The sequence below is a fragment of the Vibrio sp. A2-1 genome, from assembly GCF_021728355.1.
Taxonomy (GTDB): Bacteria; Pseudomonadota; Gammaproteobacteria; order Enterobacterales; family Vibrionaceae; genus Vibrio; species Vibrio splendidus_K.
Genome location: NZ_JAKKCO010000002.1, coordinates 245,689 through 270,318 on the forward strand (window position 1 = coordinate 245,689; position 24,630 = coordinate 270,318).

At 42.9% G+C, this 24,630-nt stretch carries 18 protein-coding genes; 9 read left to right on the top strand and 9 right to left on the bottom strand.

The genetic code is table 11. From position 1 onward, the window contains the following. Position 1: 1 nt before the first annotated feature. Both L3V33_RS08770 and L3V33_RS08775 read right to left on the bottom strand, forming a co-directional pair. The gene (locus tag L3V33_RS08770; RefSeq protein WP_237290257.1) at positions 2-667 is read right to left on the bottom strand and encodes a DUF2057 domain-containing protein; all 666 of its coding nucleotides are present in this window, start codon (positions 665-667) and stop codon (positions 2-4) included. 90 nt (positions 668-757) lie between these two features. After that, positions 758-1,747 carry a porin gene (locus L3V33_RS08775; RefSeq protein WP_237290258.1) on the bottom strand — a complete coding sequence of 330 codons (990 nt, stop codon included), beginning with the start codon at positions 1,745-1,747 and terminating at the stop codon, positions 758-760. 512 nt (positions 1,748-2,259) lie between these two features. Here L3V33_RS08775 and dinG point away from each other — a divergent pair. The 5 genes from dinG to L3V33_RS08800 all read left to right on the top strand — a co-directional run bounded on the left by dinG (position 2,260) and on the right by L3V33_RS08800 (position 7,165). Next, positions 2,260-4,335, top strand: a complete 2,076-nt coding sequence (dinG, locus tag L3V33_RS08780; protein WP_171327800.1) for an ATP-dependent DNA helicase DinG — start codon at positions 2,260-2,262, stop codon at positions 4,333-4,335. 128 nt (positions 4,336-4,463) lie between these two features. Continuing rightward, positions 4,464-5,243 carry a TSUP family transporter gene (locus L3V33_RS08785; protein ID WP_004736543.1) on the top strand — a complete coding sequence of 260 codons (780 nt, stop codon included), beginning with the start codon at positions 4,464-4,466 and terminating at the stop codon, positions 5,241-5,243. Positions 5,244-5,265: 22 nt separating this feature from the next. Continuing rightward, on the top strand, positions 5,266-5,814 hold the full coding sequence (locus L3V33_RS08790; protein WP_029405213.1) for a primosomal replication protein: 549 nt from the start codon (positions 5,266-5,268) through the stop codon (positions 5,812-5,814). Further along, a complete protein-coding gene (gene rsmS, locus L3V33_RS08795; RefSeq protein ID WP_171314139.1) occupies positions 5,804-5,974 on the top strand; it encodes a pleiotropic regulatory protein RsmS in 171 nt (56 codons plus the stop codon). The genes L3V33_RS08790 and rsmS overlap by 11 nt, the downstream gene beginning before the upstream one ends. Before the next feature lie 57 nt (positions 5,975-6,031). Further along, positions 6,032-7,165 carry a cupin domain-containing protein gene (locus L3V33_RS08800; RefSeq protein ID WP_237290259.1) on the top strand — a complete coding sequence of 378 codons (1,134 nt, stop codon included), beginning with the start codon at positions 6,032-6,034 and terminating at the stop codon, positions 7,163-7,165. A gap of 165 nt (positions 7,166-7,330) precedes the next feature. On the opposite strand, the gene L3V33_RS08805 is transcribed toward L3V33_RS08800, so the two are convergent. Then, entirely contained in the window at positions 7,331-9,448 is a 2,118-nt protein-coding gene (locus L3V33_RS08805; protein ID WP_237290260.1) for a methyl-accepting chemotaxis protein, read from the bottom strand. A 499-nt stretch (positions 9,449-9,947) separates the two neighbouring features. On the opposite strand from L3V33_RS08805, the gene emrD reads away from it, so the two are divergent. The 3 genes from emrD (at position 9,948) to xthA (ending at position 14,562) form a co-directional block, all read left to right on the top strand. Further along, complete coding sequence (emrD, locus tag L3V33_RS08810; protein WP_029405212.1) at positions 9,948-11,153, top strand: multidrug efflux MFS transporter EmrD; 1,206 nt, start codon at positions 9,948-9,950, stop codon at positions 11,151-11,153. A gap of 340 nt (positions 11,154-11,493) precedes the next feature. Then, complete coding sequence (locus L3V33_RS08815; RefSeq protein WP_237290395.1) at positions 11,494-13,584, top strand: S9 family peptidase; 2,091 nt, start codon at positions 11,494-11,496, stop codon at positions 13,582-13,584. Between the two features lie 171 nt (positions 13,585-13,755). Next, entirely contained in the window at positions 13,756-14,562 is an 807-nt protein-coding gene (gene xthA, locus L3V33_RS08820) for an exodeoxyribonuclease III (protein WP_237290261.1), read from the top strand. A 136-nt stretch (positions 14,563-14,698) separates the two neighbouring features. Here the strand turns inward: xthA and L3V33_RS08825 are convergent, their stop codons facing one another. The 6 genes from L3V33_RS08825 to L3V33_RS08850 form a co-directional block, all read right to left on the bottom strand. Next, complete coding sequence (locus tag L3V33_RS08825; RefSeq protein ID WP_237290262.1) at positions 14,699-17,455, bottom strand: ImpA family metalloprotease; 2,757 nt, start codon at positions 17,453-17,455, stop codon at positions 14,699-14,701. Positions 17,456-17,678: 223 nt separating this feature from the next. Beyond that, positions 17,679-18,356, bottom strand: a complete 678-nt coding sequence (locus L3V33_RS08830) for an ABC transporter permease (RefSeq protein ID WP_004736535.1) — start codon at positions 18,354-18,356, stop codon at positions 17,679-17,681. Positions 18,357-18,358: 2 nt separating this feature from the next. Then, positions 18,359-19,099, bottom strand: coding sequence for an ABC transporter permease (locus L3V33_RS08835; protein WP_004736534.1), 741 nt, complete (start codon positions 19,097-19,099; stop codon positions 18,359-18,361). A 79-nt stretch (positions 19,100-19,178) separates the two neighbouring features. Further along, a complete protein-coding gene (locus L3V33_RS08840; protein ID WP_017078148.1) occupies positions 19,179-19,949 on the bottom strand; it encodes an ABC transporter substrate-binding protein in 771 nt (256 codons plus the stop codon). A 169-nt stretch (positions 19,950-20,118) separates the two neighbouring features. Continuing rightward, complete coding sequence (locus L3V33_RS08845) at positions 20,119-20,889, bottom strand: ABC transporter ATP-binding protein (protein ID WP_017076713.1); 771 nt, start codon at positions 20,887-20,889, stop codon at positions 20,119-20,121. A gap of 237 nt (positions 20,890-21,126) precedes the next feature. After that, positions 21,127-22,590, bottom strand: a complete 1,464-nt coding sequence (locus tag L3V33_RS08850; protein WP_237290263.1) for a hypothetical protein — start codon at positions 22,588-22,590, stop codon at positions 21,127-21,129. A 434-nt stretch (positions 22,591-23,024) separates the two neighbouring features. On the opposite strand from L3V33_RS08850, the gene L3V33_RS08855 reads away from it, so the two are divergent. Continuing rightward, on the top strand, positions 23,025-24,566 hold the full coding sequence (locus L3V33_RS08855; RefSeq protein ID WP_017083998.1) for a DUF3360 family protein: 1,542 nt from the start codon (positions 23,025-23,027) through the stop codon (positions 24,564-24,566). The last annotated feature ends 64 nt before the right edge of the window (positions 24,567-24,630 follow it).

The window sequence follows — 24,630 nt, forward strand, 5'->3', positions numbered from 1 at the left end:
ATTACTCTTGGTCAATCATCCATTTACGGAATTCTTTGCGCTCTTTTTTAGAAGATTTTAGATACCAAGCTTTCAATTGCTCGACACTTTGAGCTTCTGTTGACGCAGTTTTCGTTTGAGCTTTAGCTTCATTTTCTACAACCATTCCTGTTGCCACAGGAACTAAAACCACGGCGTCGGCCGGTTTATCAAGCAACACACCATCCTTGAAGTAGATCGCATTACTTTCATTATACTCAACCAACCGGGAGTCTAGCCCGCCAAAAGGTACAAAACCAGGTTTACGCTCAATGATATCCTGTTGATATTTGATTGCCACTTCATCTTGCATAACATTCCATGAAGGATTTCCGCTTTCGAAGACCTTCTCTGCTTCAATATAACTACGTGCTTTTGGGGACTTAATTTTCACTTCATCACCGGTAACATTAAAGCTCAATATATAAGGCGCTGAAGAGTATACTCCACTATTACCAAATTTTTTATCAAAGCGAACTAGAACTTGGTTAAAGCCTTCATTGATGTGATTCTCACTAATTTTGTTTTCAGCTTGTTGTCCATTAATGAACAAAATTGATACGCCTTTCTGAGGCGTTAGGGTTGCCGCACTTACACTGCCAATAACGCTTGTAAGCAAGCCCAAAGCTAACCATACTTTCTTCATCATATCTCTCTTTCAAATCGAATAAACTACTCTTTATCCTAACAAAAAAGCCACCCTAAGGTGGCTTTTTTTAAGACTCAATTAAGAAGTCAATTAGAATGATGCTTCAACACCAATAGCTAGACCAGTATCTGTTTTGTAGTACTTCTCACCTTTGTCGTTGAGACGCGCTGAATCGTAATCGATGCCACCCACTTCCGCGTACATTTTCGTGTTTGGTGCGATTGCGTAAGTTGAGTTTACAAACCAACGATCTTCGTCTCTAACATCTAGGTCGTGGTCACCGATTGAGTAACCAGCGTTAAAGCCCCAAAGACCCACAGTGTAACCAGCAGCAAATGCAATCACAGAATTGTCATCGTTGTCAGCGTCAGAAGCTACACCGTAATATGCTGTAGATAGGTATACGTTTTCAATACCAGAGTATACTAGCTCAGCACCGTAACCTTGGTGATCAGCGTCTGCGCCCTCAGCGTTAAGGTTAGCCACAAATGCTGAGATATCGAAATCAGTCAAACGGTAGCCGATACGAGCATCAATATATTCTACGTTAGAACCTTCAGCTTCTTCGTTATTAGAACCGTCAACTTTATCTTGAACGTAACCTAACGTAGCGTAAAGATCACCATTATCGAAATCGTAACGAACAGCTTCGTCAGCACATTCTTTAGTTTCGTTGTCTAGAAGCGTAGAAATACCAAATGCTTCATCGCTACCGATACCTAGATCATCAACAGCAGTACATAGGCGACCAAACTTGATTGAACCAAAAGTATTGTGGTATGCCGCTACGTATGTATCGCCGTTTTTAGTGTTTTCAGCGTTTGCGTTAGTAGAACCGTTAAATTCCCAGTAAGCGCCAACTTTCCACTCATCGTTCACCATATATTTTACATCGAAGCCGAAGTCCGCATCTTCGATTTTTTGTTCCATCGAAGAACCTTTTTCGAATTCGTTGCTGTAAACAACTTCAATGTCGCCTTTAAGATCAACAGATACGCCATCTTGGTTGTAAATTTCGATAGCTGCGTTTGCTGAACCTGCTGCAGTCATTACTGCTAGCGCTAATAGAGTCTTTTTCATAATAAATCCACTGCCTTTTCTAAGAATGGGAGATCCTTGCCCGGTTCCCTTTTATTTTTATGACTGGTCATTACCACTCTTTGTTAGTTAATCACCGTCACTAAATTTCGAGGTCTAGATTGCAAAAGATTATCCTGCGTGTCAAATAAACTAAAAGCACATCTAAAAAAAACACAAACCAATAATAATCAAAGACTTACATTTTTTTTCATTGTTTTACGAGTAACTTATCCTTAGTTTTACCAGGAAATATAATAATATAAAAAAAGAACATAACAGAATTTAAAGCTAGATAACCCAATAAAAAAGTAACAAATTAGAATTTAACACCTACAAGCCAGTCTTTTTTAAAATTTATATTTCACAACATAAATAAAATCGTTAAGTTCCTGATGGTTCAGTTTTTTTTTGTGAACAAGATCTACCTTTGATTCAAAAGCAAGCTATTTCGCCGCAAATGTACCGACTAGTGATATGTGCTACTATCCTCGCTCCGTTATGTAGGTCACAGTATGCTAACTACTAAAATTCAAAAATCCATTCGCACCAGTTATCAAAACCTCCAAGATCAGTTGGACAACTTTGTACCTCGACGTGCTCAAAATTACCTAGTTGCAGAAATAGCTAAGACACTTTGTGGTCAATACCACAAAAGTAATCGCATGATTGTTGCTGAGGCGGGAACAGGAATCGGGAAATCACTCGCCTATCTCATGGCAACGATTCCTGTCGCTGTGCTAAACAATCGAAAAATCGTCATTTCAACAGCGACGGTTGCGCTTCAAGAACAGCTCGTAAATAAAGATCTCCCTCTATATAGAAGACTTACTGATAGAGAGTTCTCTTTTATACTCGCCAAAGGTAGACAGCGTTATTGTTGTACCGAGAAGTTAGCCGCCGCTTGTGGGGTTGATGGTGGACAAATGGCCATGTTCGAGTCCAAACCAAAAAAGAAAGACATCGAACAACTCCAAACCATGTACCGCAGCCTAACCCAAGGTAAATGGGATGGCGACCGTGATTCGTGGCCAAAACCTATCGACAACATGATTTGGCAGATGATCGTCAGTGATAAGCACAGCTGTAACAACAGTATGCCTACGCACAGAGACTGCCCTTTCCAAAAAGCGCGCTCAGAGCTAGATAAAGCAGACGTGATTATCGCCAATCACAGTTTAGTGATGGCTGATGCTGACCTTGGTGGCGGCGTGATACTGCCCGAGCCAGAAAATAGCATCTATATATTCGATGAAGCTCACCATTTACCGCATGTAGCCAGAGATCACTCCTCTGCAGCTGCGAGCTTAAAAGGCGCGGCATCGTGGTTAGAACGTTTGAATCAATCCATCACTAAGCTTTCTGGCCTCGCCGACGAGAAACGTGTACATCGATTTAGAAATGAACTGCAAAACTCAGTGCAACAGCTAATCCCTACCCTGACTCAAATGAGCAAACAGTTTGATGCAAGCCACTTTGAAGACGGCTTGTATCGCTTCGAGCATGGCGACTTACCTGATTGGCTAGAGAATGAATCTAAAGATCTCAAGCAACTCACACAAAAGGCGAGCCAAGCCGTTGCGAAGATTGCAGACCTGATTGCAGAACGAGTTAAAGACGGAGAACTTTCAACAAAACTGGCAGAGCCTGCGCTTGCAGAAATTGGCTTCTATATTCAAAGGACAGAAAACCTTGCTCAGGTTTGGCGCTTAATGGCTGAACCTAAGAGAGAGAAGGGAGCGCCTTTAGCGCGTTGGCTTGAACTAAATAAAGAGAGTGAAGGCGATTTCGTTGTGAATGTTTCGCCACTAGAGGTGGGTTGGCAACTGGACCAACAGATCTGGAGTCGTTGTGTTGGTGCAGTACTCGTCTCTGCGACAATGAGAGCACTCAACTCCTTCAACTTTTTCTGTCATCAAGCTGGTATCAGTCAAAAAGCCGAAGACGGTGTACAATTTCTTGCTTTGGCATCGCCGTTTGATTATCAGAACCAAGCTGAGCTGGTTGTTCCTGCAATGAAGTACGAACCGCAAGCACCTCAGTTTACTGAATATCTTATTGAAATATTGCCTAAGGTAATAGAAGACAACAAAGCCAATCTCGTTTTATTCTCTTCTTATTGGCAAATGAATAAAGTTGCAGAAGCTTTGGCAACAGATTTCGTTAAAAAGTCGTGGGCATTGCAGGTTCAAGGTGATACTTCACGAACCGAAATCCTAAAAAAACATAAAAAGCTGATAGATCAAGGTAAGACCAGCGTCCTTTTTGGAACGGGTAGCTTTTCTGAAGGTCTTGATCTACCTGGTGAGCTACTTGAAAACCTCGTTATTACCAAGATTCCTTTTGGTGTTCCTACCTCTCCTGTAGAGCGAGCACATTCAGAATATATTGAATCACGCGGCGGTAATCCTTTTATGCAGATTACTGTTCCAGAAGCGAGTAAAAAGCTTATTCAATCTGTGGGTAGATTGCTGCGTAAAGAACGAGATTCTGGTAGAGTCACGATCCTTGATAGACGCATAGTCACGAAGCGATACGGGAAATCCCTACTCGATTCGCTACCGCCTTTTAAAAGAACAATAAAATACTAATTTTACTGCCCTCAAGGTAGTTATGGGCCTGTCATCGCTAGGCCCTCGCATTCACAACCCAACATGACTAATCCATTGATTATTCATGTAGTTGCCCTAACAGCCGATAACGAGAACACTAGCTATTTATGGAAATGATTGAGCCAACCATGTTGGTCATACTTGCCTTGGTTGCATTTGCAGCAGGCTTTATCGATGCTGTCGCCGGTGGCGGAGGGATGTTAACCGTCCCAGCTTTGCTATCGCTTGGTTTACCGCCACATATTGCACTCGGAACTAATAAGCTGGCCGCAACGTTTGCCTCATCAACTGCAGCTTTTACTTACTATCGTAAGAAACTGTTCAAACCTGAATGTTGGACCAATGCATTCATATCGACATTAATAGGTGCAACAATCGGCACCCTGACTGTTGATGCCATTAGTACAGAGTGGTTAGAGAAGGTATTGCCATTAGTTATTCTTGCCGCTGCTGTCTATACCATTTTTCATAAAACTCCGGATGTGAGCCATAATGTGTCTCCTAAACCGTGTCCGGTACTTAAAAGAAAACAAAAGTACCAAGGATTCATTCTTGGCTTTTATGATGGTGTTGCAGGCCCAGGTACTGGCGCGTTTTGGACGGTGAGTTCTATGGCACTTTATCGCTTAAATATCTTACTGGCTTCTGGTTTGTCTAAAGCGATGAACTTCACTAGCAACTTCACCTCTTTGGTGACCTTTGCGATTCTCGGTCATATTGATTGGGTTCTAGGTTTAACCATGGGGCTTTGTTTGATGGCTGGTGCATTTGTTGGAGCACATTCTGCTATTCGCTTTGGTGCTACATTTATACGACCTGTCTTTGTGACTGTTGTGAGTGTCCTTGCGATTAAACTAGCTTACGAAGCGTGGTTTGTAAACTTATAGCCACCAGCCAATGGGAAGCGAAATGAACCATTTTTCAAATCTTAAAAGTGTACTGGATACCTTAATTGGGCACAGTTCTCAGGTCGACAAAGCCCGTGGTGCTTATCATCAAGCCTTGTTTGACCGAACCTTATTTAAGTGCAGCTCTTCTATTTTACTGCCCTACGCACTTGAAACTCAAACAACGTACAACACCATTATTCGTGAACAAGCGACAAATCAACTGACCGCATCGCGGGCCAACTACCTGACGGAAAAGCTGACTAACCAGATAGCTGCAATCCAAAGGGAGCTCGCTAACCATGATTTACGCTTAGACCGAAAAAGTAAGTCAGGCAAAAATCTCAACGACCTATACAACGAACTCGCTCAGCACCAAGATTGGCAAAAGCGACTGGTCGATTTAGTACGAGTACGAAAGTTAGCGTTTGATTCTGCGCCTCGCCACAGTAAGAAAAAAGCGGACGAGGCTTGGCAATTAGCAAAAGAACGATTAGAACGCTGTGAAGACTCAATGAAAAATATTGAGAGACTGATTAACTTAGAGAACCCTAAGCGAAATGAACACTGAAAACACATCATCACCACTGGATAATGCGCCAGAAGAAGTCAAGTTAGCTGTCGACCTGATCTATCTGCTCGAAAGCAACGAAATCGACCCAAAAGTGGCGTTAGAAGCAATTAAGATTGTCCAACAAGATTTACAAGCCAAACTAGCATCTAGCATCTAGCATCTAGCATCTAGCATCTAGCATCTAGCATCTAGCATAAAAACATACAGGATTCACATGTACCAACTTAGCTTTTCTATGCCCGAATTTCTTGAAAACTACTGGCATAAAAAACCAACCATCTTAAAAGGTGGCTTCCAAGACTTCGTCGACCCAATTTCGCCGGAAGAACTTGCTGGTTTATCGATGGAAGAAGAAGTGGATTCTCGCTTTGTCTCTAACCTCGACAACCAATGGACTGCAGAACATGGTCCATTCTCCGAAGAGAAATTTGGCGAGCTAACTGAAACACATTGGCAATTGATCGTTCAAGCAGCGAACCACTGGCACCAAGGTGCAAATCAGCTGACTGAAGCGTTCCAAGCCTTACCAAACTGGTTATTCGACGATCTAATGATCTGCTACTCAGCACCAGAAGGTGGCGTTGGCCCCCATATTGATCAATACGATGTATTCATCATTCAAGGTCAAGGTAAACGCCAGTGGAAAGTCGGCGCAAAAGATGTGGGCCAATACAAAGAGACCGTTCAAGCTTCTGCACTTCGTCAAATCGAAGGTTTTGAACCGATCATTGATGAAACTTTAGAGCCAGGCGATATCCTCTATATCCCACCGGGTTTCCCGCATGAAGGGAACACGTTAGAGCCGTCAATGAGCTACTCTATTGGCTATCGCTCCCCTAAAGAACAAGAGCTAATCAGCAACTTCGCCGATTTTGTACTTGCTCATGATATGGGTGACGTTCATCTTCACGATCCAGAATTCAAAACGCAAGATGGTTACGGCAAGATTCGTTCATCGGATTTAAGCAATCTAACTGACATGTTGAAATCTGCACTAGAGCAACCTGAAACCATCAGCGAATTCATGGGATGTTTGCTAAGCCAATCACGCCACCAGCTTGATATCGTCGCTCCTGAGCCATTATGGACAGAAGAAGAGATCGCTCAGCACTTAGAGTCAGAAGGCGAGATCTGTCGAGTATCGGGCTTAAAAGCGCTCTACCATGAGAATGAAAGCAACACGGCTTACATCAATGGTGAAGTGGTCAAGGTTGAAGAAGCGGATTCATCGCTACTAAACGTACTGTGTGATGACTCGGTGATTAACTCAGCAACCACTTTGACTCCTTCAGGTGTAACTGCCGTGACTGAATTGGTAAACAAAGGTTACTGGTTTATCGAAGACTAACTTGGTTAATTGGTTTCGATGAATATCACCGAGCCCTAGAACCTAATAGCCTAATAGCCTTAGAACAACAGAAAGGGACAAATGAAATCTTCATTTGTCCCTTTTTCGATTCAACCGTTAGCTAAACTTAAATAGCCAAACCGTGAACTACTAGACCTTCAACTACTAGACCTTGAATTGATTCACCAATTTCTGTTGCTGTTGAGATAGTTGCTCGATTTCGCTGCCCACTTGCTCAGAAGCTGCAGCTTGTTCCAAAATTTTCGCACTTAAGTCGCGAATGTTAACCACACTTTGATTCACTTCGCCGGAAACCGATTGCTGCTCTTCTGCTGCTCTGACGATCTGGCTATTCATATCGCTGATCTCTTCAATTGAAGTGAAAATCGAACCAAGATCTTCAACTGCATTTTGAACATGTAACGCAGTATCGTTGGCTAAGATATTACCTTCTTGTATCGCTTCGACAACATCTTGAGTTCCAGCATGAACCTTGTCGATCACCGCTCTGATTTCACCAACCGATGATTGTGTACGACTTGCTAAGTTTCTTACCTCATCAGCTACAACAGCAAAACCTCGTCCTTGCTCACCCGCCCTCGCCGCTTCAATCGCCGCATTCAATGCTAGTAAGTTGGTTTGCTCAGAGATCCCTTCAATAACACTTAAGATTTCGGTGATGTTACCGTTATTTTTAGCTAACTCTTCAACAATAGGAACAGCGCTCGACATACGCTCCACCAGCTTTCTCATTTCTCCAGCTGAGAGTTCGATGACTTGTTGCCCTTGTCGAGCAGAACGGTTCGCTTCACAAGCAGCATCAACTGCAACTTCTGCATTTTGTACCACTAAGCCAGCAGTCTGAGTCATCTCTTCAGCGGCTGTTGCCACTAGATCGACTTCTTTAAATTGAGATTCACTGCTTTCACGTGTACTCGATGCTGATGCCTTAGCTTGACTTGTCGTACTCGCTACTTGCTCAGTGGTTTGAATCACTTCTTTAATCGTGTGCTGAAGCTTGTCTAAGAACAGGTTAAACCCTTGCGATAACTGACCAATTTCGTCTTGAGATTTTACCTCCAAACGCTGAGTCAAATCACCTTCACCAGAAGCGATATCATTGAGCCTTTCGACTACCTGTCGGATAGGCTTAACGATAGATAATGAAGAAAACGCGATAATAGCTAAACCAAAAAGAATAAAGATGACGCCTACGATCACTTCCGTTTGGATACCTTCGCTTACTTTAGTACTAATGATTGAATCCAATCGGTTAGCATCGGCAACTACGCTCTCACGCGGGATCTCAAACAACACGCCCCAAGTTTGGTTCGCCGCGGTAACAGGAGCAAATGCGAGTAACCACTCACCATTATCACTCCATTGAGTCGTCACTTCGCCACCGAAGATAAAGTCGGTCATTAAATCACTGTTGGTATTGTCACTTTGAAAGACCGAGCCGACTGCAATACTTGAGTCATCTGAAGCAATAACCGAACCGTCTAGGCTGACAACATAAACGGCACCAGCGCCATCAAATAAGCTTTGATCTGATTGCGTGACCACACTGGTCAAGCCATCTAGCCTTAGGTCAATACCCAAGAAGCCAATAGCAACATCATCAACTAAGATAGGTACTGAAATTGAAGAGGTAAGTAATGCAGTACCACCGCTATTCACGACTCGTGGAGTACTGATACACGTTTGCCCTGAAGACAAAGGACAATAAAAGCGTTCGCTATTGCTATCATCGCTCAAGATAGGTTCTGACAGAACGTTCGCTAGAACATTTTCGCCGTTATCCGCCACCTTCCAATAAGGAGCAAAACGACCTTTTTCATTAGATCCAACATAGTCCGCATCGACATAATTCGCATCTTCACCATCAAGTAAATCAGGTTGGAAAACTAAATATGCACCTTGAATAGAATCAAAGTTCAAAACTGAGCGACGAACCATTTCATCTAACGCAGTACGAAGCTCTTCACTTGGGGTAAAGTTTTCATCCGCATTGTTCTTTAGAAACTGAGCACTGGCTGCTAACATTTCTGCGCGGTAAACCGCTTCGTCTACATAGCGTTGGGTTTCTTGAGCATTAAGCTGAGAAACAGACGCCAGCAACTGCTGAGTTTTATTGATAACTGATTCTGAGCTTTGAGATTTGATGACTTGTTGGTTACTGGTCGCGTTATAGATTGAAAAACCAATAAGAGACAGTGAAGTAATGATTAGACAGCAGCCTGCAAGCAGGGTGATTTTCCACTGTACCGATAGTGAGCGCATTTAATATCCTTATTTAAGCCAAAAGACTTCCATAACCGTAACTACCACATTGAGATGAATTGAAGAGCACAATGTAAATAAGTTTGACGAATAGCTTAGCGGATAATTACAGCACAAATTGCTTACATATAAAACGAAAGTTTACACAAATGTTAATAGGCCGTGTCTTTTGCCTTTTTTCTGTGATTTCAACTAAATGTATTCACGCCATCATGGGCCATGTAACTATTGAACTAACACTTTAAGCATAACCATAGCATCGAAATTTCCAGGAAAAACATTCCCCCTTTTGATCTTTGAGAACACAGTAACTTCGGATTAGTTTTAATAATCCAAACTATAGATTTTTATCTTGATCAACTTCACACTTTTTGATTGCTAACTCGGCATTCAAGATCTAATATCTCGCGCCTAGATTCCCTGAACACTTTATTCATTTGGCTCTCCTCAAAGGAGCGCTAAGGCTTTTTACGTCTTTATTTTTTGGAGAGATACGCAAATGTCCGCCTCGTTTCCATTAGCGAAACTTACCTTTTTAATCGCTATTCTGACTGCCGTAGGTCAAATGACTCAAACGATGTACGTGCCTTCTATCGGTCATATGTCAGGTGAGTTCTTGGTTTCGGCGTCTTCACTCCAAGCAGTGATGGCGTGTTACTTGATCCCTTATGGTCTGTCGCAATTTGTCTACGGTCCACTTTCTGATCGCCTAGGTCGTAAACCGATCATCGTGATTGGTTTGATCATCTACATCATCGGCACTCTGGTGGCATTGTTCGCTCACGAGTATGAATGGTTCTTAGCGGGTAGCTTTATCCAAGGTTTGGGTATCGGTTGTGGCGGTGCGATGTCTCGTACATTGACTCGCGACTGCTTTGAAGGCGCAGAGCTGCACCGTGCAAACAGCTTGATTAGCATGTGTGTGATTTTCTCACCATTGATGGCTCCTGTATTGGGCGGTTACCTAACAGAAGCTTTCGGCTGGCGTTCTAGCTACTTGTTCCTTGCGCTGTTTGGTATCGCTGTTGTGATTACCATGATGACGAGCATGATGGAGACACTGCCGAAAGAACGACGCAAACATGAATCGGTTGCCAACAGCTACAAATTCGTTCTGTCTGACAAACGTTTCCAAGGTTTCTTATTGGTATTAGTCGCAACCTTTGCTGGTGTAGCCGTATTTGAAGCAGCGGCAGGTGTGTTGCTTGGCGGCGTACTTGGCTTACCAGCAACCACAGTAAGCTTGTTGTTTGTCTTACCCATTCCAGGTTACTTAGTCGGTGCAGGCCTATCTAGTTACATCGCACAACGTCGCAGTGAGCGCCGCGTACTGAATGTTGGTCTGGTTGCTATCTTGGTAGGCTCAACAGTGGTATTGATACCGGGTCTATTCGGTCAAACAACAGCATTAACTTTGATTGGCGGTGCAACGATTTACTTCTTAGGCGCTGGTATCTTATTTCCAGCAGCAACAACGGGAGCGCTTTCGCCATTCCCATTCCACGCAGGTACAGGGGGCGCGATCCTCGGTGGTATGCAAAATCTAGGTGCTGGCATCGCAACACTATTGGCATCGTTCTTCCCTGCTCAAGACCAACTGCCACTCGGTTGCTTGATGATTGCAATGTCATTCATCGCCATGCTTGGTTTACGTTGGGTTAATCGTAAACCTGACCATTCAAATGAAATGCCATTGGCTATCTAAAGTAAAACTCGAACCCTGCCCAAACAACGAAGAGGGACATACTGAAAAGTGTGTCCCCTTTTTGTTTCGCATTTATTCCTTCCACTCTCACTTATCAGCAATTTCATTTAACATTACTTTGATTTTTTGAAAACAATAACAGACACTTACGCTGAAAGTGCCTATCCAGAATCCAATTATAAATAACATCACTGGAAGAACCCAAGTTCAGATTACAAAGGATGCTGGCATTAAAACGAGTAAGGTGCACACTAAAGATATACAGATGCGTTTCGCTTTAACCACATTAGCCGTATCGGTCGCGCTTGTCGCCGGATGCAGCAATCAAGGAATAACAACCATGGACCACAACTCTCCATCGCAACTCATCGCACATCAAACCCAAGCCCCCGTAGCTAAGAAAGTCCCTCATGCAATGACGATTCATAGTGATACCCGAATCGATGATTATTACTGGATGCGTGATGATGAACGCCAAGACCCAGAGATCTTGCAGCATCTTGAGCAAGAGAACCAGTACGCAGAGGCCGTGCTGAAACACACTGAAGCATCACAAGAACAGTTATTTGAAGAGATCAAAGGGCGAATCGCAAAAGACGACAATTCAGTACCGGTTCGCAAAGGCAGCTACTTCTATTCGAATGAAGTCACAGGTGACAACGAATACCCCGTTCACTTACGTGCAAAAGACTTTGCAGGCGCAGACAAGCAAATCATTTTAGACGTTAACGCACTGGCAAAAGAACATGAATTCTTCAGTGTTGGTGGCTTGACGATCAGTCCAAACGAAAACTTGTTGGCCTATGGCGAAGATACGCTTAGCCGCCGAATCTACACCATCAAGATTAAAGACCTCACGACAGGTGAATATCTGAAAGATGAAATTGAAGATGCCTCGAGTGCAATTGCATGGCAAAACGACAACCAAGCCTTCTACTACATCAAGAAAGATCCACAAACATTGCTGGGTTACCAAGTTTTACGACATGTATTGGGCACATCTCAGACAAGCGATGAGCTAATCTACGAAGAAACCGACAGCGCTTACTACACCTCTTTGAGTAAAAGCAAAGACGGTGAACAGGTCTACATTTGGCACTCGAGCACTGAAACCAGTGGTGTTTCGATCATTGATGCCAACAACCCAAACGCGAAAGCAGAACCTTTCTACCCACGAGAGGCTGGCATCGAGTACAGCATCGCTAAGCTAGATGATTGGTATTACATCGACACCAACTACCAAGCCGTCAACTTCCGTTTAATGAAAGTAAACACGGCTGACATGCATGACCGTTCAAAATGGGTCGACGTCATCCCAGCAGACGACGGCACTCAACTTGTCGATTTCGAACTGTTTGATGACCATCTTGTTTACGAACAACGTGCGAATGGCTTGTCTACCGTGAAAGTTCGCCAACTATCAACAGGTAACGAGTTCCCACTTGAATTTAACGACACCGCATTTGCCGCTTACCTAACGAGTAACTATGAATTAGATAACTCAAAAGTTCGTGTCTATTACAGCAGCTTAACCACGCCAGGTACTTACTATGATTTCGATCTAAGTACAGGTGAACCTGAGCTAATGAAGCAGACACCCGTATTAGGTGATTTCGAAGCGGATAACTACCAATCAGAGCGAATCATGGTAACGGCTCGCGATGGTAAGCAAGTTCCTGTCTCTTTGGTTTATCGTAAAGATTTATTCAAGAAAGACGGCACTAACCCTATCTACCAATATGGCTATGGCTCTTACGGCCACACAATCGAACCAACCTTTGGATCGGCTCGCCTCAGCTTACTTGATCGCGGATTCGTTTATGCTATCGCACATATTCGAGGTTCAGAAATGCTTGGTCGCCCTTGGTATGAAGATGGCAAGAAACTGACCAAACAAAACACGTTCAACGACTTTATTGATGTCACTAAAGGGCTTGTTGAAGAAGGTTATGGCGCAAAAGATAAAGTATTTGCGGTAGGCGGCTCAGCGGGCGGTCTATTGATGGGCGCAATCATCAACCAAGCACCAGAACTGTACCGTGGTATTGGTGCACATGTTCCGTTTGTAGACGTGGTGACGACTATGCTTGATGAATCGATTCCTCTCACCACCAACGAGTATGACGAATGGGGCAACCCCAACGATAAAACCTACTACGATTACATGCTAGGTTACTCGCCATATGACAATGTGAAAGTTCAAAGCTACCCGAACATGTTAGTAACAACAGGCCTTCATGACTCACAAGTACAGTACTTTGAACCAATGAAGTGGGTGGCGAAACTGCGTGAAATGAAAACAGACAATAATGTGTTGTTGTTCAAAACCGATATGGAAGCTGGTCACGGCGGGGCTTCTGGTCGCTTCAAAAGATTGAAAGAAGACGCACTTGAATACGCGTTCTTTTTAGACTTACTAAAAACTCAGTAGACTCAGCGTAACTGTAGGTATTCACACAATTTAACGTCGCCATTTAGTCTTTATAAAGTGGCGACAGAAATTATTAAGCATGGTTAAATACGATTAACCATGAAATCCACCAAATCAACAAACCCTTGATAAACAAGCAAGCACAAGGGTTTACGAGAGGTATAAAAACAAATGAAAGTCATTAGCTTCAACATAAATGGCCTTAGAGCCCGTCTTCACCAACTGCAAGCTATTATCGATAAGCACCAACCCGACGTGATTGGTCTGCAAGAGATAAAAGTGCATGATGAAGCCTTCCCATTAGCCGATGTTGAAGCAATGGGTTACAAGGTTTACTTCCACGGCCAAAAAGCGCACTACGGTGTAGCAATGCTGTGTAAGCAAGAACCTATCTCTGTGCAGAAGGGGTTTCCTACTGACAATGAAGACCATCAAAAACGCATGATCATGGCGACATTTGAAGATGAAAATGGTGAAAAGGTTACCGTACTAAATGGTTACTTCCCTCAAGGGGATAACATTAAGCATGAAACCAAATACCCGTATAAGCGTGAGTTCTACAAAGACTTAATGACGTACCTGAACGATTACCACAACAAAGATGAACAAGTGATCGTAATGGGCGACATTAATATCAGCCCTACCAATATTGATATCGGTATTGGTGAACCTAATGCGAAACGTTGGTTGAAAACAGGTAAGTGTTCTTTCCAACCAGAAGAGCGCGAATGGTTGAAAACACTGATGGATTGGGGTTTTGTAGACAGCTTCCGTTTACTACACCCTGAAGTGAACGATCAATACTCGTGGTTTGATTACCGCTCAAAAGGCTTCGTGGATAACCGCGGCCTACGCATTGATGTGGTACTTGTGACTCAGAAGCTTGCTGATAAGTGTACTGAAGCGGGCATCGACTACGAGCTACGCGGCATTGAAAAACCATCAGACCACGCTCCGATTTGGTCGACGTTTAAATAGTCATTTTTAGGTAGCAAAACTTAGCCAGATCAAGTAGCAAGCAAATAGTACTCACAACGCTGATCAGAAGCTAATAACGAAAGAGAGGAGATAATATCTCCTCTCTTTTTTATATCACTTTTATATATCGTATGGTCTAGTTAAGCGGCCAAATGGTCGTGCCGTCAACGTCTAACGGCGTCTTAGCAAACTCATCTAAACAATATCCTTGATTAGACGATGCAAAATATGTCAAAGGCATGTTACTTAGACTAAGAGCTGTGACTTGTTGCTTCGCTTTGTCACTGAAACTGAATCCCCACATATCTAAGTATTGCGTCATATTCCGTTCTGCAACGTAACTCAATGCGATAAGCAACCAATCATTGTTTGTAATATCTACCGCTTCTTGTCTCGTATAATCTGAAAAACCAATCGAGCCTTTTCGATCGTTCCAAAGTTCATCACCGCCTTTCAAGCGATTAAACTCTCTCTCAATCAAGTGCAAGCGCCCTAATAAATGCCACCCCGAATTCAATACACCCTGCTGCTCTGCAAGCATCATCATTTGAATGTAGATACGAGCTCCCCAACTCCAACCAGTTTGATTTTGAGCCGCCATAAAAGCATTGGGATCAGGTTGAGTCCGGCTCTGCTGTAAAAGCTGATACTGCCCTTTAAAATCTAAGCCTTGGCAAGAAGATACCTTTCCTGTGTCTTTGTAGTATTTTGATTTACTAAAATACGAATAGTAGTTGGTTGTTGAATGACCATCCCATCCAGAAAATCTGAAACGACCTCTCTCTAAGCCATGCCCTAACTCATGAAGATCACCATGCCCTAACGGGTGAAAAGACCAGTAAGCATCGTAAGGGTTTCCTGAACAGCCGTAACCACAGTTCGCTTGATCGGCATTCATGTGCTTCACGATATCAATATTCGCAATTTCCCAGCCCTTTGCCTCACCGTATTGATGAACTTCAGTAATTTCATCAATCCCAGGACCTCTAAAACCTGCAAGCGCATGAGGAAAGTTATGTACATAACGCTCAGTGGCGAGTGCCATATCATGCGGCTGCGCCCAATCTGAGGCACCGATAGACTCTTTCATCTTGTCTAGTTTAGAATGGACTTCGAACCCAGGTGTGACCAACTCGGCCCAATCAAACTTTCCTTCTTCCAGCTGCGCGACAAAACTGTCGTTGTCGGCTTCACTTCGCCAAACAGGGTGTTGAGCAACATTTTCAAAACGTAGCTCAACATTAATATCATTGGTATCAAAATGAACCTGTAATGTTCCGCCATAGGCAGAAGTCAGAGAAATCGTCTCTCCTGTTTTCACTGGATAGGTTACTGACGTCAAAAACTTCGGCCTAGCATAGCCGTCATCGCCCGAAAATTCGTGAGTCGCGCCACTACGTAGGGTATTAAATGCTATCGATGTCGCTACCTCATTGTTGTCCAAACGAGTCACTTTGATTGTCTTACCCGGCAAAGCATAGACACCAGCCGCACGAAAGTTTCTCTTAGACTCTAAGGAAATAAGCTTGGTGACCAACGGTACATTATCAAAACTCTTAGAACTGAAATTACCTAAGCTTGGTTGCGCTGCATTATACAAACGGCTGTTGTATGTGGCGTAATCACTATAGTAAGAACGAAGAAACTCGATTCTCTCAGTTACGCCTTTACCCATCGGGTATTGAACATCTTGGCGATAACGATCAGCGAGTAACAGCAACAACTTTTCATATTCGTAATCATCGGTTGCAAACAGATCAATTTTTTTACTATCAAGAGTCGTTAGGTGTGAACGAATACTGTTCGCAGCGACATAGAACTCTTCATTCATGTTGGAATCGTCAGGACAAGATTTGTCATCACACGAATTCAGATCGACGGTGAAACTGTTGTCTTTCAATCGCTGTAAAAGCGCTTGTTGTTGAACAATATTATCCGGAATCTGATTAATAAGCTGTGTAGAGTCCCAATTGGTCAGGCCAAGCTTGCGCCAGTAGTTGTCGCCAACGTAGGTCATGTGCATTTCGGTAAACAATGCCTTACCTAAGTCCGTCATACCGCCATCAAGATGGAGGTACAACACGGGGATATTCTTACTGAACGCTAAACGTAAGCCTGTAATCACATCGTCAATGTCATCGCCATCATTTAACTTTTGAGACAAAATCAACAAATCAGGGTTATTGCTTTCAAGGCACTGGCTTAACTTACTACCATCACAAGCATTGTCGGCATTAATAACCATTGAAGGATTGATATTACTAGTCAACCAATCTCGTGTTGCTTGGTCGTCAGGAAAATAATGAGATTGATCGAGCTGAGCTAATACGACATTTTGTGGCGAATCATTATCAGAAGCCCACTTAACCAAGTTTTCTAGCCAAATATCCATCTCTTCGTTAACAGAATCTGGAAAGCGCTGCTTAGTTCGAAACGGGTTACTTGCCAATGCTGCATAGCGACTGTTATCTGACGTATAACCCGCAATACCAATGACAAGCTCTTGGTCGGAATACCCATCTTGCATCGCTTTATTGGTTTGTAAGATGACATCGTTAAAACCATAAGTTGGTAAGATAATTGCCGTATCGTGTGTTGGATCCCAATGAAGATTGCGTAAAGGCTCTCCTTCAGAATTTTGGGATAATGCTTGCTTAATATGATTGAAGTTCGAGTTGTATTGAGCAACTAATGCTCGGCTGGCATCAATGAACTCTTTGGAATCCTTAACATAAGAAGCGTCACCTGTGGACAACGCCTTTTGAACAGCAGTTTGTGGAGCCGGAGTGATACCAGGATCCCCACTTCCACCGTCACTACCACCTCCGCATCCTAAAAGTGATAACGCAATAACACAAAGAGCCAAATTGGATAGTAAGTTACTATTTTTCATCATCATTCCATACAACAAAAAAATTTTTCTGAGTTTATCTATCGCCAAACCTAAAGCAATCAATCTCATGAATACGTTAGTTTAATTTGAAGCAAGGTAACTATTTCGTTGGGACGTAACTTCTCGAAAGCTCGTAGAATTCAAAAGCACCCTACTTGTTTAATGCTATAAAAAACGGCGCTATAGAAGCGCCGTTTTTCTAACTATGATTTGTAAAGTGTAATTAGCTAAGTGGTCTTAAGTAAGCTAGGAAACGTTTCTCTGCGAATTTGAAAATCGCAATAATGATAAACGTTAACCCCATGTAGAACAGGCCTGCCGTTAGAAACGATTCAAATGGTGCGTAGTAACGTGAGTTAACCAAACGTGCTGCGCCAGTTAGATCCATAATGGTTACGATACCTGCTACCGCCGAACCATGAAGCATAAAGATAACTTCATTACTGTAAGCCGGTAATGCTCGACGTAAAGCGCTTGGCAGAATGATGCGGCGGTATGTCTTGGGTGTGCTCATACCATAAGCTTTTGCTGCTTCAACCTCACCTTTAGGCAAGCCGTTGATAGCGCCACGAATGATTTCTGCTGTGTATGCCGATGTATTAAGAATGAATGCCACCAAAGCACAAAACCATGCATTTTCCCATAGTGTATCTTTTACTGGGAAGAACTGATCCATTCCGTAGTAAATCAGGTACAACTGCACCAATAATGGCGTACCACGGAAGAAATAGATGAACGACCAAGCTGGAGCGTTAATCAGCATATTTGGGCTGTTACGAGCAATAGCTAGTGGTATTGCTACACATAAGCCAATGATCAAAGCGACGCAAACCATCCAAGCCGTTGTCCATAAACCACTAAGGTAAATCGGCAGGCTTTCAATTATCAATGAAAAGTCCATAACTACCTCGCGTGGATACTGAATTTACGTTCAACCAACTTAAGCAAGCCCGTCGAAACACTGGTGAAGAATAGGAAAATAAGAGCCACTGTCATATAAAAGGTAAATGGCATTTTGGTTGAACCAGCAGCCAATGCACTAACACGTACCATGTCCTCTAGGCCGATAATCGAAACCAACGCGGTGGTCTTAAGTAGAACCAACCAGTTGTTACCAAAACCCGGCAGTGCGTGACGAATCATTTGAGGTAACAGAATACGGCGGAACGCTAAAACGGGTCCCATGCCGTAGGCCTTTGCCGCTTCCATCTCACCGCTGTCGACAGCCATGATTGCACCACGGAAAGTTTCAGCCATGTAAGCACCAAAGATAAAGCCAATGGTTAAGACACCAGCAATGAATGGGCTGACATCGATATAATCAGGTAAGTAAGCGGTCCATTCATGGTTAGGATCACTTGATGTGAACCACTCATTGAGCCACTCATTGATGGAATACAAACTGTTGTTTAAAAGGATTTGTCCACCAAAGAAAATCAGCATCATCAAGACGAGATCGGGGATGCCTCGAATGACGGTTGTGTAGAGGGTTGCAATTGCACGAGCCCAGCGATAAGGCGCAAGTTTTGCTAAGGCACCTAGCATACCAAGAACCATAGCTAAAATTAGCGACAGCAAGGCAACTTCGATTGTAAGCACCGCCCCTTTCAGGATCGAAGCTTCATATCCTTGTAAATCAAACATAATGAATTCCAACAGAACTGCGAAAAAGTTGGTAAGACAGGGAGAGGAGAACCTCTCCCTTAAGAATTGACGCTAGATATTACTGACCGTATACGTCGTAGTTGAAGTATTTAGCCGCGATATCTTGGTAGATGCCTTTTTCACGTAGTGAAAGGATTGCCGCATCTAATTGCTTAGTCAGATCTTTGTCTTGCTTACGTAGAGCAATACCAAAACCATCGCCGAACCATTTAGGATCTGTTAATGATGGACCAACAAATTCGTAGTCTTCACCACCCGCTTTGTTTAGTACGCCTTCTTCTAGAGCCGATGCATCACCAAGTACAGCAGCAACACGACCGTTAGCTAGATCAAGGTAAGCTTCATCGAATGAACCGTAACGAACGATTTCTACTGTGTCGCCATAGTTGTCTGTTAGGTACTTATCGTGAGTTGTTGCACGTTGAACGGCAATTTTTTGACCACTTAGATCATCAAAGTTAAGGCCTGCACCTTTTTTAGCGATGAACTTATTTGGGATAAGGGCGTATTTACCAGTGAAATCGATCTTTTTCTTACGCTCTTCCGTGATAGACATTGCCGCGATGATCGCATCATATTTACGAGCAAGTAGAGAAGGAATAATGCCATCCCAATCTTGTGCAACGATCTTACACTGCACCTGCATTTCGGTACAAAGCGCGTTAGCCATGTCAACATCGAAGCCTTTTAGTGAACCATCAGCTTCCGTCCAGCTAAATGGAGGGTAAGCACCTTCAATACCGAAACGTACTGTTTTCCATTCTTTTGCTTGAGCTACGCCCGTTGCAGCAGTTGCAGCAAGTGCCGCGACTAATAACCACTTTTTCATATCCCTACTCCTGTGATTTAGGTTTTTATGTTTTGCTAATTTTAATATTGTGTTTGTTGTTACTTATTAACTTACTTGTTGTGTTTTATTGTTCATACCGTCGCCATTTTCCTTAGCGGCGGTATTTCAATTCTGATTCGCGCTAACGATTTATCTCTAAGTAAACCGATTAATAAATCGAAGAGATAAACTGTTTCAATCGCTCAGATTCAGGTTCCGTAAACAGTTTAGCTGGATCACCCTGCTCTTCCACTAGACCTTGATGCAAGAACATCACGTGGTTTGATACGTCACGAGCAAAAGCCATCTCATGTGTTACCACAAGCATGGTTCTTCCTTCTTCTGCTAGATCACGCATTACACCAAGAACTTCACCGACTAACTCTGGGTCAAGCGCCGATGTTGGCTCATCAAATAACATAACTTCCGGATCGACCGCTAACGCTCTTGCTATAGCTGCACGTTGTTGTTGTCCACCAGATAAGTGTCCTGGGTAGTAATCTTTGCGCTCGTACAGGCCTACTTTCTTCAGCAGTAACTCTGCATTTTCAATCGCTTGTGCTTTGGGCACACCTAATACGTGAACTGGTGCTTCGATAACATTTTCGAGAACGGTCAGATGAGACCATAAATTGAATCCCTGAAAAACCATTGCCAGACGAGAACGGATTCGCTGTACTTGTTTTTCATTGGTAGGAACAGAAACACCTTGGCGGTTGTTTTTCATTTGAATTAATTCACCATTAACCCAAATCTCGCCAGCAGTTGGTGTTTCTAAAAGGTTGATACATCTAAGGAAAGTACTTTTACCTGACCCTGAAGACCCGATAATCGATACTACATCGCCTTTGTGCGCAGAAAGTGAAATTCCCTTTAAAACTTCATTTTGACCAAACGTTTTGTGTAGATCCTTTATGTCCAGCGCTGGTACATCTTTCATGCGCTTTCTCTCCCAAGTTTGTGAAAATGCAAGGTACTCCGACCTTTTCATGCGATACAAACTAGCACCACACGAAATAACATGCAACAAATTATTAACCTAATAGTTTAGAATAAATAGCGATTCACTCTGACTTATTATGCAAAAGGTAGCGTTTTCCTCTCAATTACATGAATAGCAGTTATAAACAAGCCCCGATTAACGGGGCTTGTTTGTTTTATTTTTGTTAAGTAGGCGCTATTTTGTAAGCATCAAATAGCCTTGGTTCTGAACCTTTACACCCGTTTTGTTTAGTGTAACTTCATTAACAACAAGCCCATCTAAATCTTCATCTAAGTCCGTTACATTACCGTGCGCAAACGCAGTCATGAAATCATAACCTGTAATCTCCGACTCTGCTGTCTCAACAAGAACAGTCTGATGAATGGGATCTGAGGTAGGATCTAACTTCAATTCAGCCTTAACAGTATCTGAGTAGTCGTAGTAGTGAAGCTCTGGTAAAACAATTGTATCTTCCAAATGAGTAAATACTTTATGTGTCAATTTATGAAGGCCGCCACTTAGGCTTTCTGTTGTATAGGCAACTCTCATTTTTCCGACTTCATCTGTAAAACTAAAATCAAGGTCTAGGTTATTACCAGAAAGGTTTGGTGAGTCAGTCGGCAACGAACTTAAGTCATAAAATGAGTCTGGAGCGATATCTACGTCCCAAGAACCTTCAACATATAACTTCTTGTTGAGATCAATATTCCAGCCATTAAGCGGAGTGTCTGATTCAACATTTAAGCTCCAGTGTTCAGTATTTGGCTCATCCGGACTTGTAAAGTCACCTTGCGTGCTTGGAATTGTTGCTATGCCATAACTAAAATCACCCTGACTAACCTTAATCTCAACATTCGAGTAATCAAAGTCATTTGTGTGCGTCAATTGAGCTTTGTTTCCTGCCATATCAACCAGTAACAATTGATCGGCGTTACTCCAAGCTCTTACACCATATTGATGCAAATACCCATCTTTAAATTGCGTAACAATGGTTGATTCAGGTGTCCCATTAGGCAGAGCCCGTACATCTAACTTATCAATCGAATACGTCGGCACAGACTCTTCTTTTAGCTGGGATTGAAAGTTATAATCTCCACCACCAGAAGCTACGGCAAGGTAAGACAAGTCATTTCGTGTTGTCTTACCAAAGTTATCACCTTTATCGCAACTACTAACAGCTTCACGATTCATACCAAACGTAGTTGTTCTCAGAGTAAGATCTTCCAAATATTCTTTAGAAAATGTATTAGCTGTGAAGTGTGTGTTGTTCGCTTCGCGAATTTGGAACGTAACAAAGCCACCATCAGGTATACCTTCCAAGGTAAACGAGAGCTTCAAATTGCTTGGGACAATTAAATCACCAACCATTGAACCAGCCGCATCCGAATAGTATGCAACCACATTTTCATTGTTGAGCTGTGACTCAATTGCTGGTTGGTAAGTCAACACCGTCGCTTGCTGACTACTATTCTCTCTTCGCTCGTATACGGTACAGTTCGAAGTGTTGCTACTTTCAAGGATTGTATTCGGGGTAGAGAACGAAAATTCAAACTTTGTTGATGGTGTACCGCCACCGCCGCCACCGCCGCTTCCGCCGCCACAACCAACAAGTAGTCCTGAAATCATTGCCGCTAGTGGCAACATTAGTGTCTTTTTCATCTGTTATCGTCCTGTTTGTGGCAACAGCTCGCCAAAATTAAATATCTGACAACAATAAAGCAAAAAGTAAGCCAATCATTCAGCTCATAATTTATAAAGGATGAAAAATGTGACAAGACGATGAAAACGTCAATTTGTGAAAACAAATTACACCTTTTATCAACGGTACGTTAATGAATCGCTGCGTTTTGTAGCTTTCTTTCACATACACTCATAAAGTGATCAAGATCAATCACCCTAAAGGGTAAGCTTGTTAGACTCCTCAATACAAAATAAGGCATTAAAAATGCCAAACATTTCTTTTAACTTAGCTACATAAAGCACATCAAAACCGTGCAACATAATGTTAATAAGTTATAACTAAGAAATAACGCAATTACGCGAACTTATTTAATTCAATTTTAGAATTACTAACATAAAAATATGAGGAATCTATGTCAGACGTTGTGAATAATGCGAACTCTGAAGTAGAAGAGAAAAGCTATAAAGAGCTACACCGCCCTTCTTCGGAATTTGAGAGCCGCTCAGATTATCTAGATCACGAACTTCAAATCATGAAGCCTCGCCGCTTCGGTTTAAACCTTCCAGGCCGTGATTTCCGTTTTGAACTTGAAGATCTTGTTCCTGCACTTGCTGGTACCATCGGTATCATCGCGATGTACTCAGCAGTAATGATGTCTTGGGCTGATGGCCTAACTCAAGCTTGGGATCACGTAAACCTAGGTAAAGACTTCGCAATTGAAGTTGCTCGTGTAGAAATGCTTATTCCTGCACTGCTGTTCTGTATTCTTGCTTCTGGTTTCTTCAACCCTAAAGCAAACCTTGCCGGTAACCACGGCCCAATGATCCCTCTTATTGGTACCATCGCTCTCGCTGGTGCTCACCCTCTTGCATTGGCAATCCTTATCGGTGTCTTCGGTCTAATCCTAAGTTTCCTAAAAGGCGGCTCCAAGCTGGTTAACCTGACTTCGGAAGGTACCGCTGGCGGCTTACTCATTTTCTTAGGCCTAACAGGCACCATGAGCCAAATTAACTCGATTCAAGCATGGGCGGTTGGTCTTCAATCTTCTACTGTTGAAGCGGGCAGCATGGGCTACGTTGGTTTAATCGTTCTTGCTATTACGATTGCTATCTACGCTTTCTTAGCAAAAGTGAACAAGCGTTGGTTGGCTATCCCAGTTTGTGCATTCACAGGCCTTGCTATTGCATTAGCACTAGGTGCTGGTTTCGATATCGTATTCGAAACTGAAATGGGCATTCCAAACCTAAACCCAGTTTACTGGTGGGGTTCTACTTCTGAAGGTTGGATGCTTGGCTTGCCAAACGTTGAACACTTCATTGCTTCTTTACCATTCGCAATTCTTGCCGTAGCAATGTGGTCGCCAGATTTCCTAGGTCACCGTATCTTCCAAGAACTGAACTACCCTAAACGTTCTGAAAAAGTACTTATGGATGTTGATGACACAATGACTATGTGTTCAGTTCGCCAAATGGTAGGTACTGCAGTTGGTGGTGGTAACATCACATCTTCTTGGGGTACTTACATGATCCCAGCAGCAATCGCGAAACGTCCGATTCCTGGCGGCGCAATATTGCTTGGTTCTCTATGTATTATTGTTGCGATTCTTGGTTTCCCAATGGACGTAGCTGTATGGCCACCAGTGATGCGTGTTGCACTGCTTGTAGGTGTATCTCTGCCTCTACTTGAAGCGGGTATGCAAATGGTTAAGGATTCAAAAGATTCTCAAGCAGCTGGTATCTGTATCTTCGGTTCTGCGGTTGTTAACCCAGTATTAGCATGGGCGCTGACCATGCTTCTAGATAATAACGGTCTAATTGGTGATAAAGAGCGTGCGAAGCGTCTATCATTTGTAGACAAGATTGTTATCCCAGTTGGCGTTTTAGTTATCTGTTTAGTCGCAATGCTTGCAGTTGGTATGCTAGAAAGTCAATATGGCCTAAAAGCTTGGCTATAATGGTTCTAACTACACAAAAGTAGTATTGGGATTAAAAAAAAGTTTGGGTGGCAACCCCTGCCAC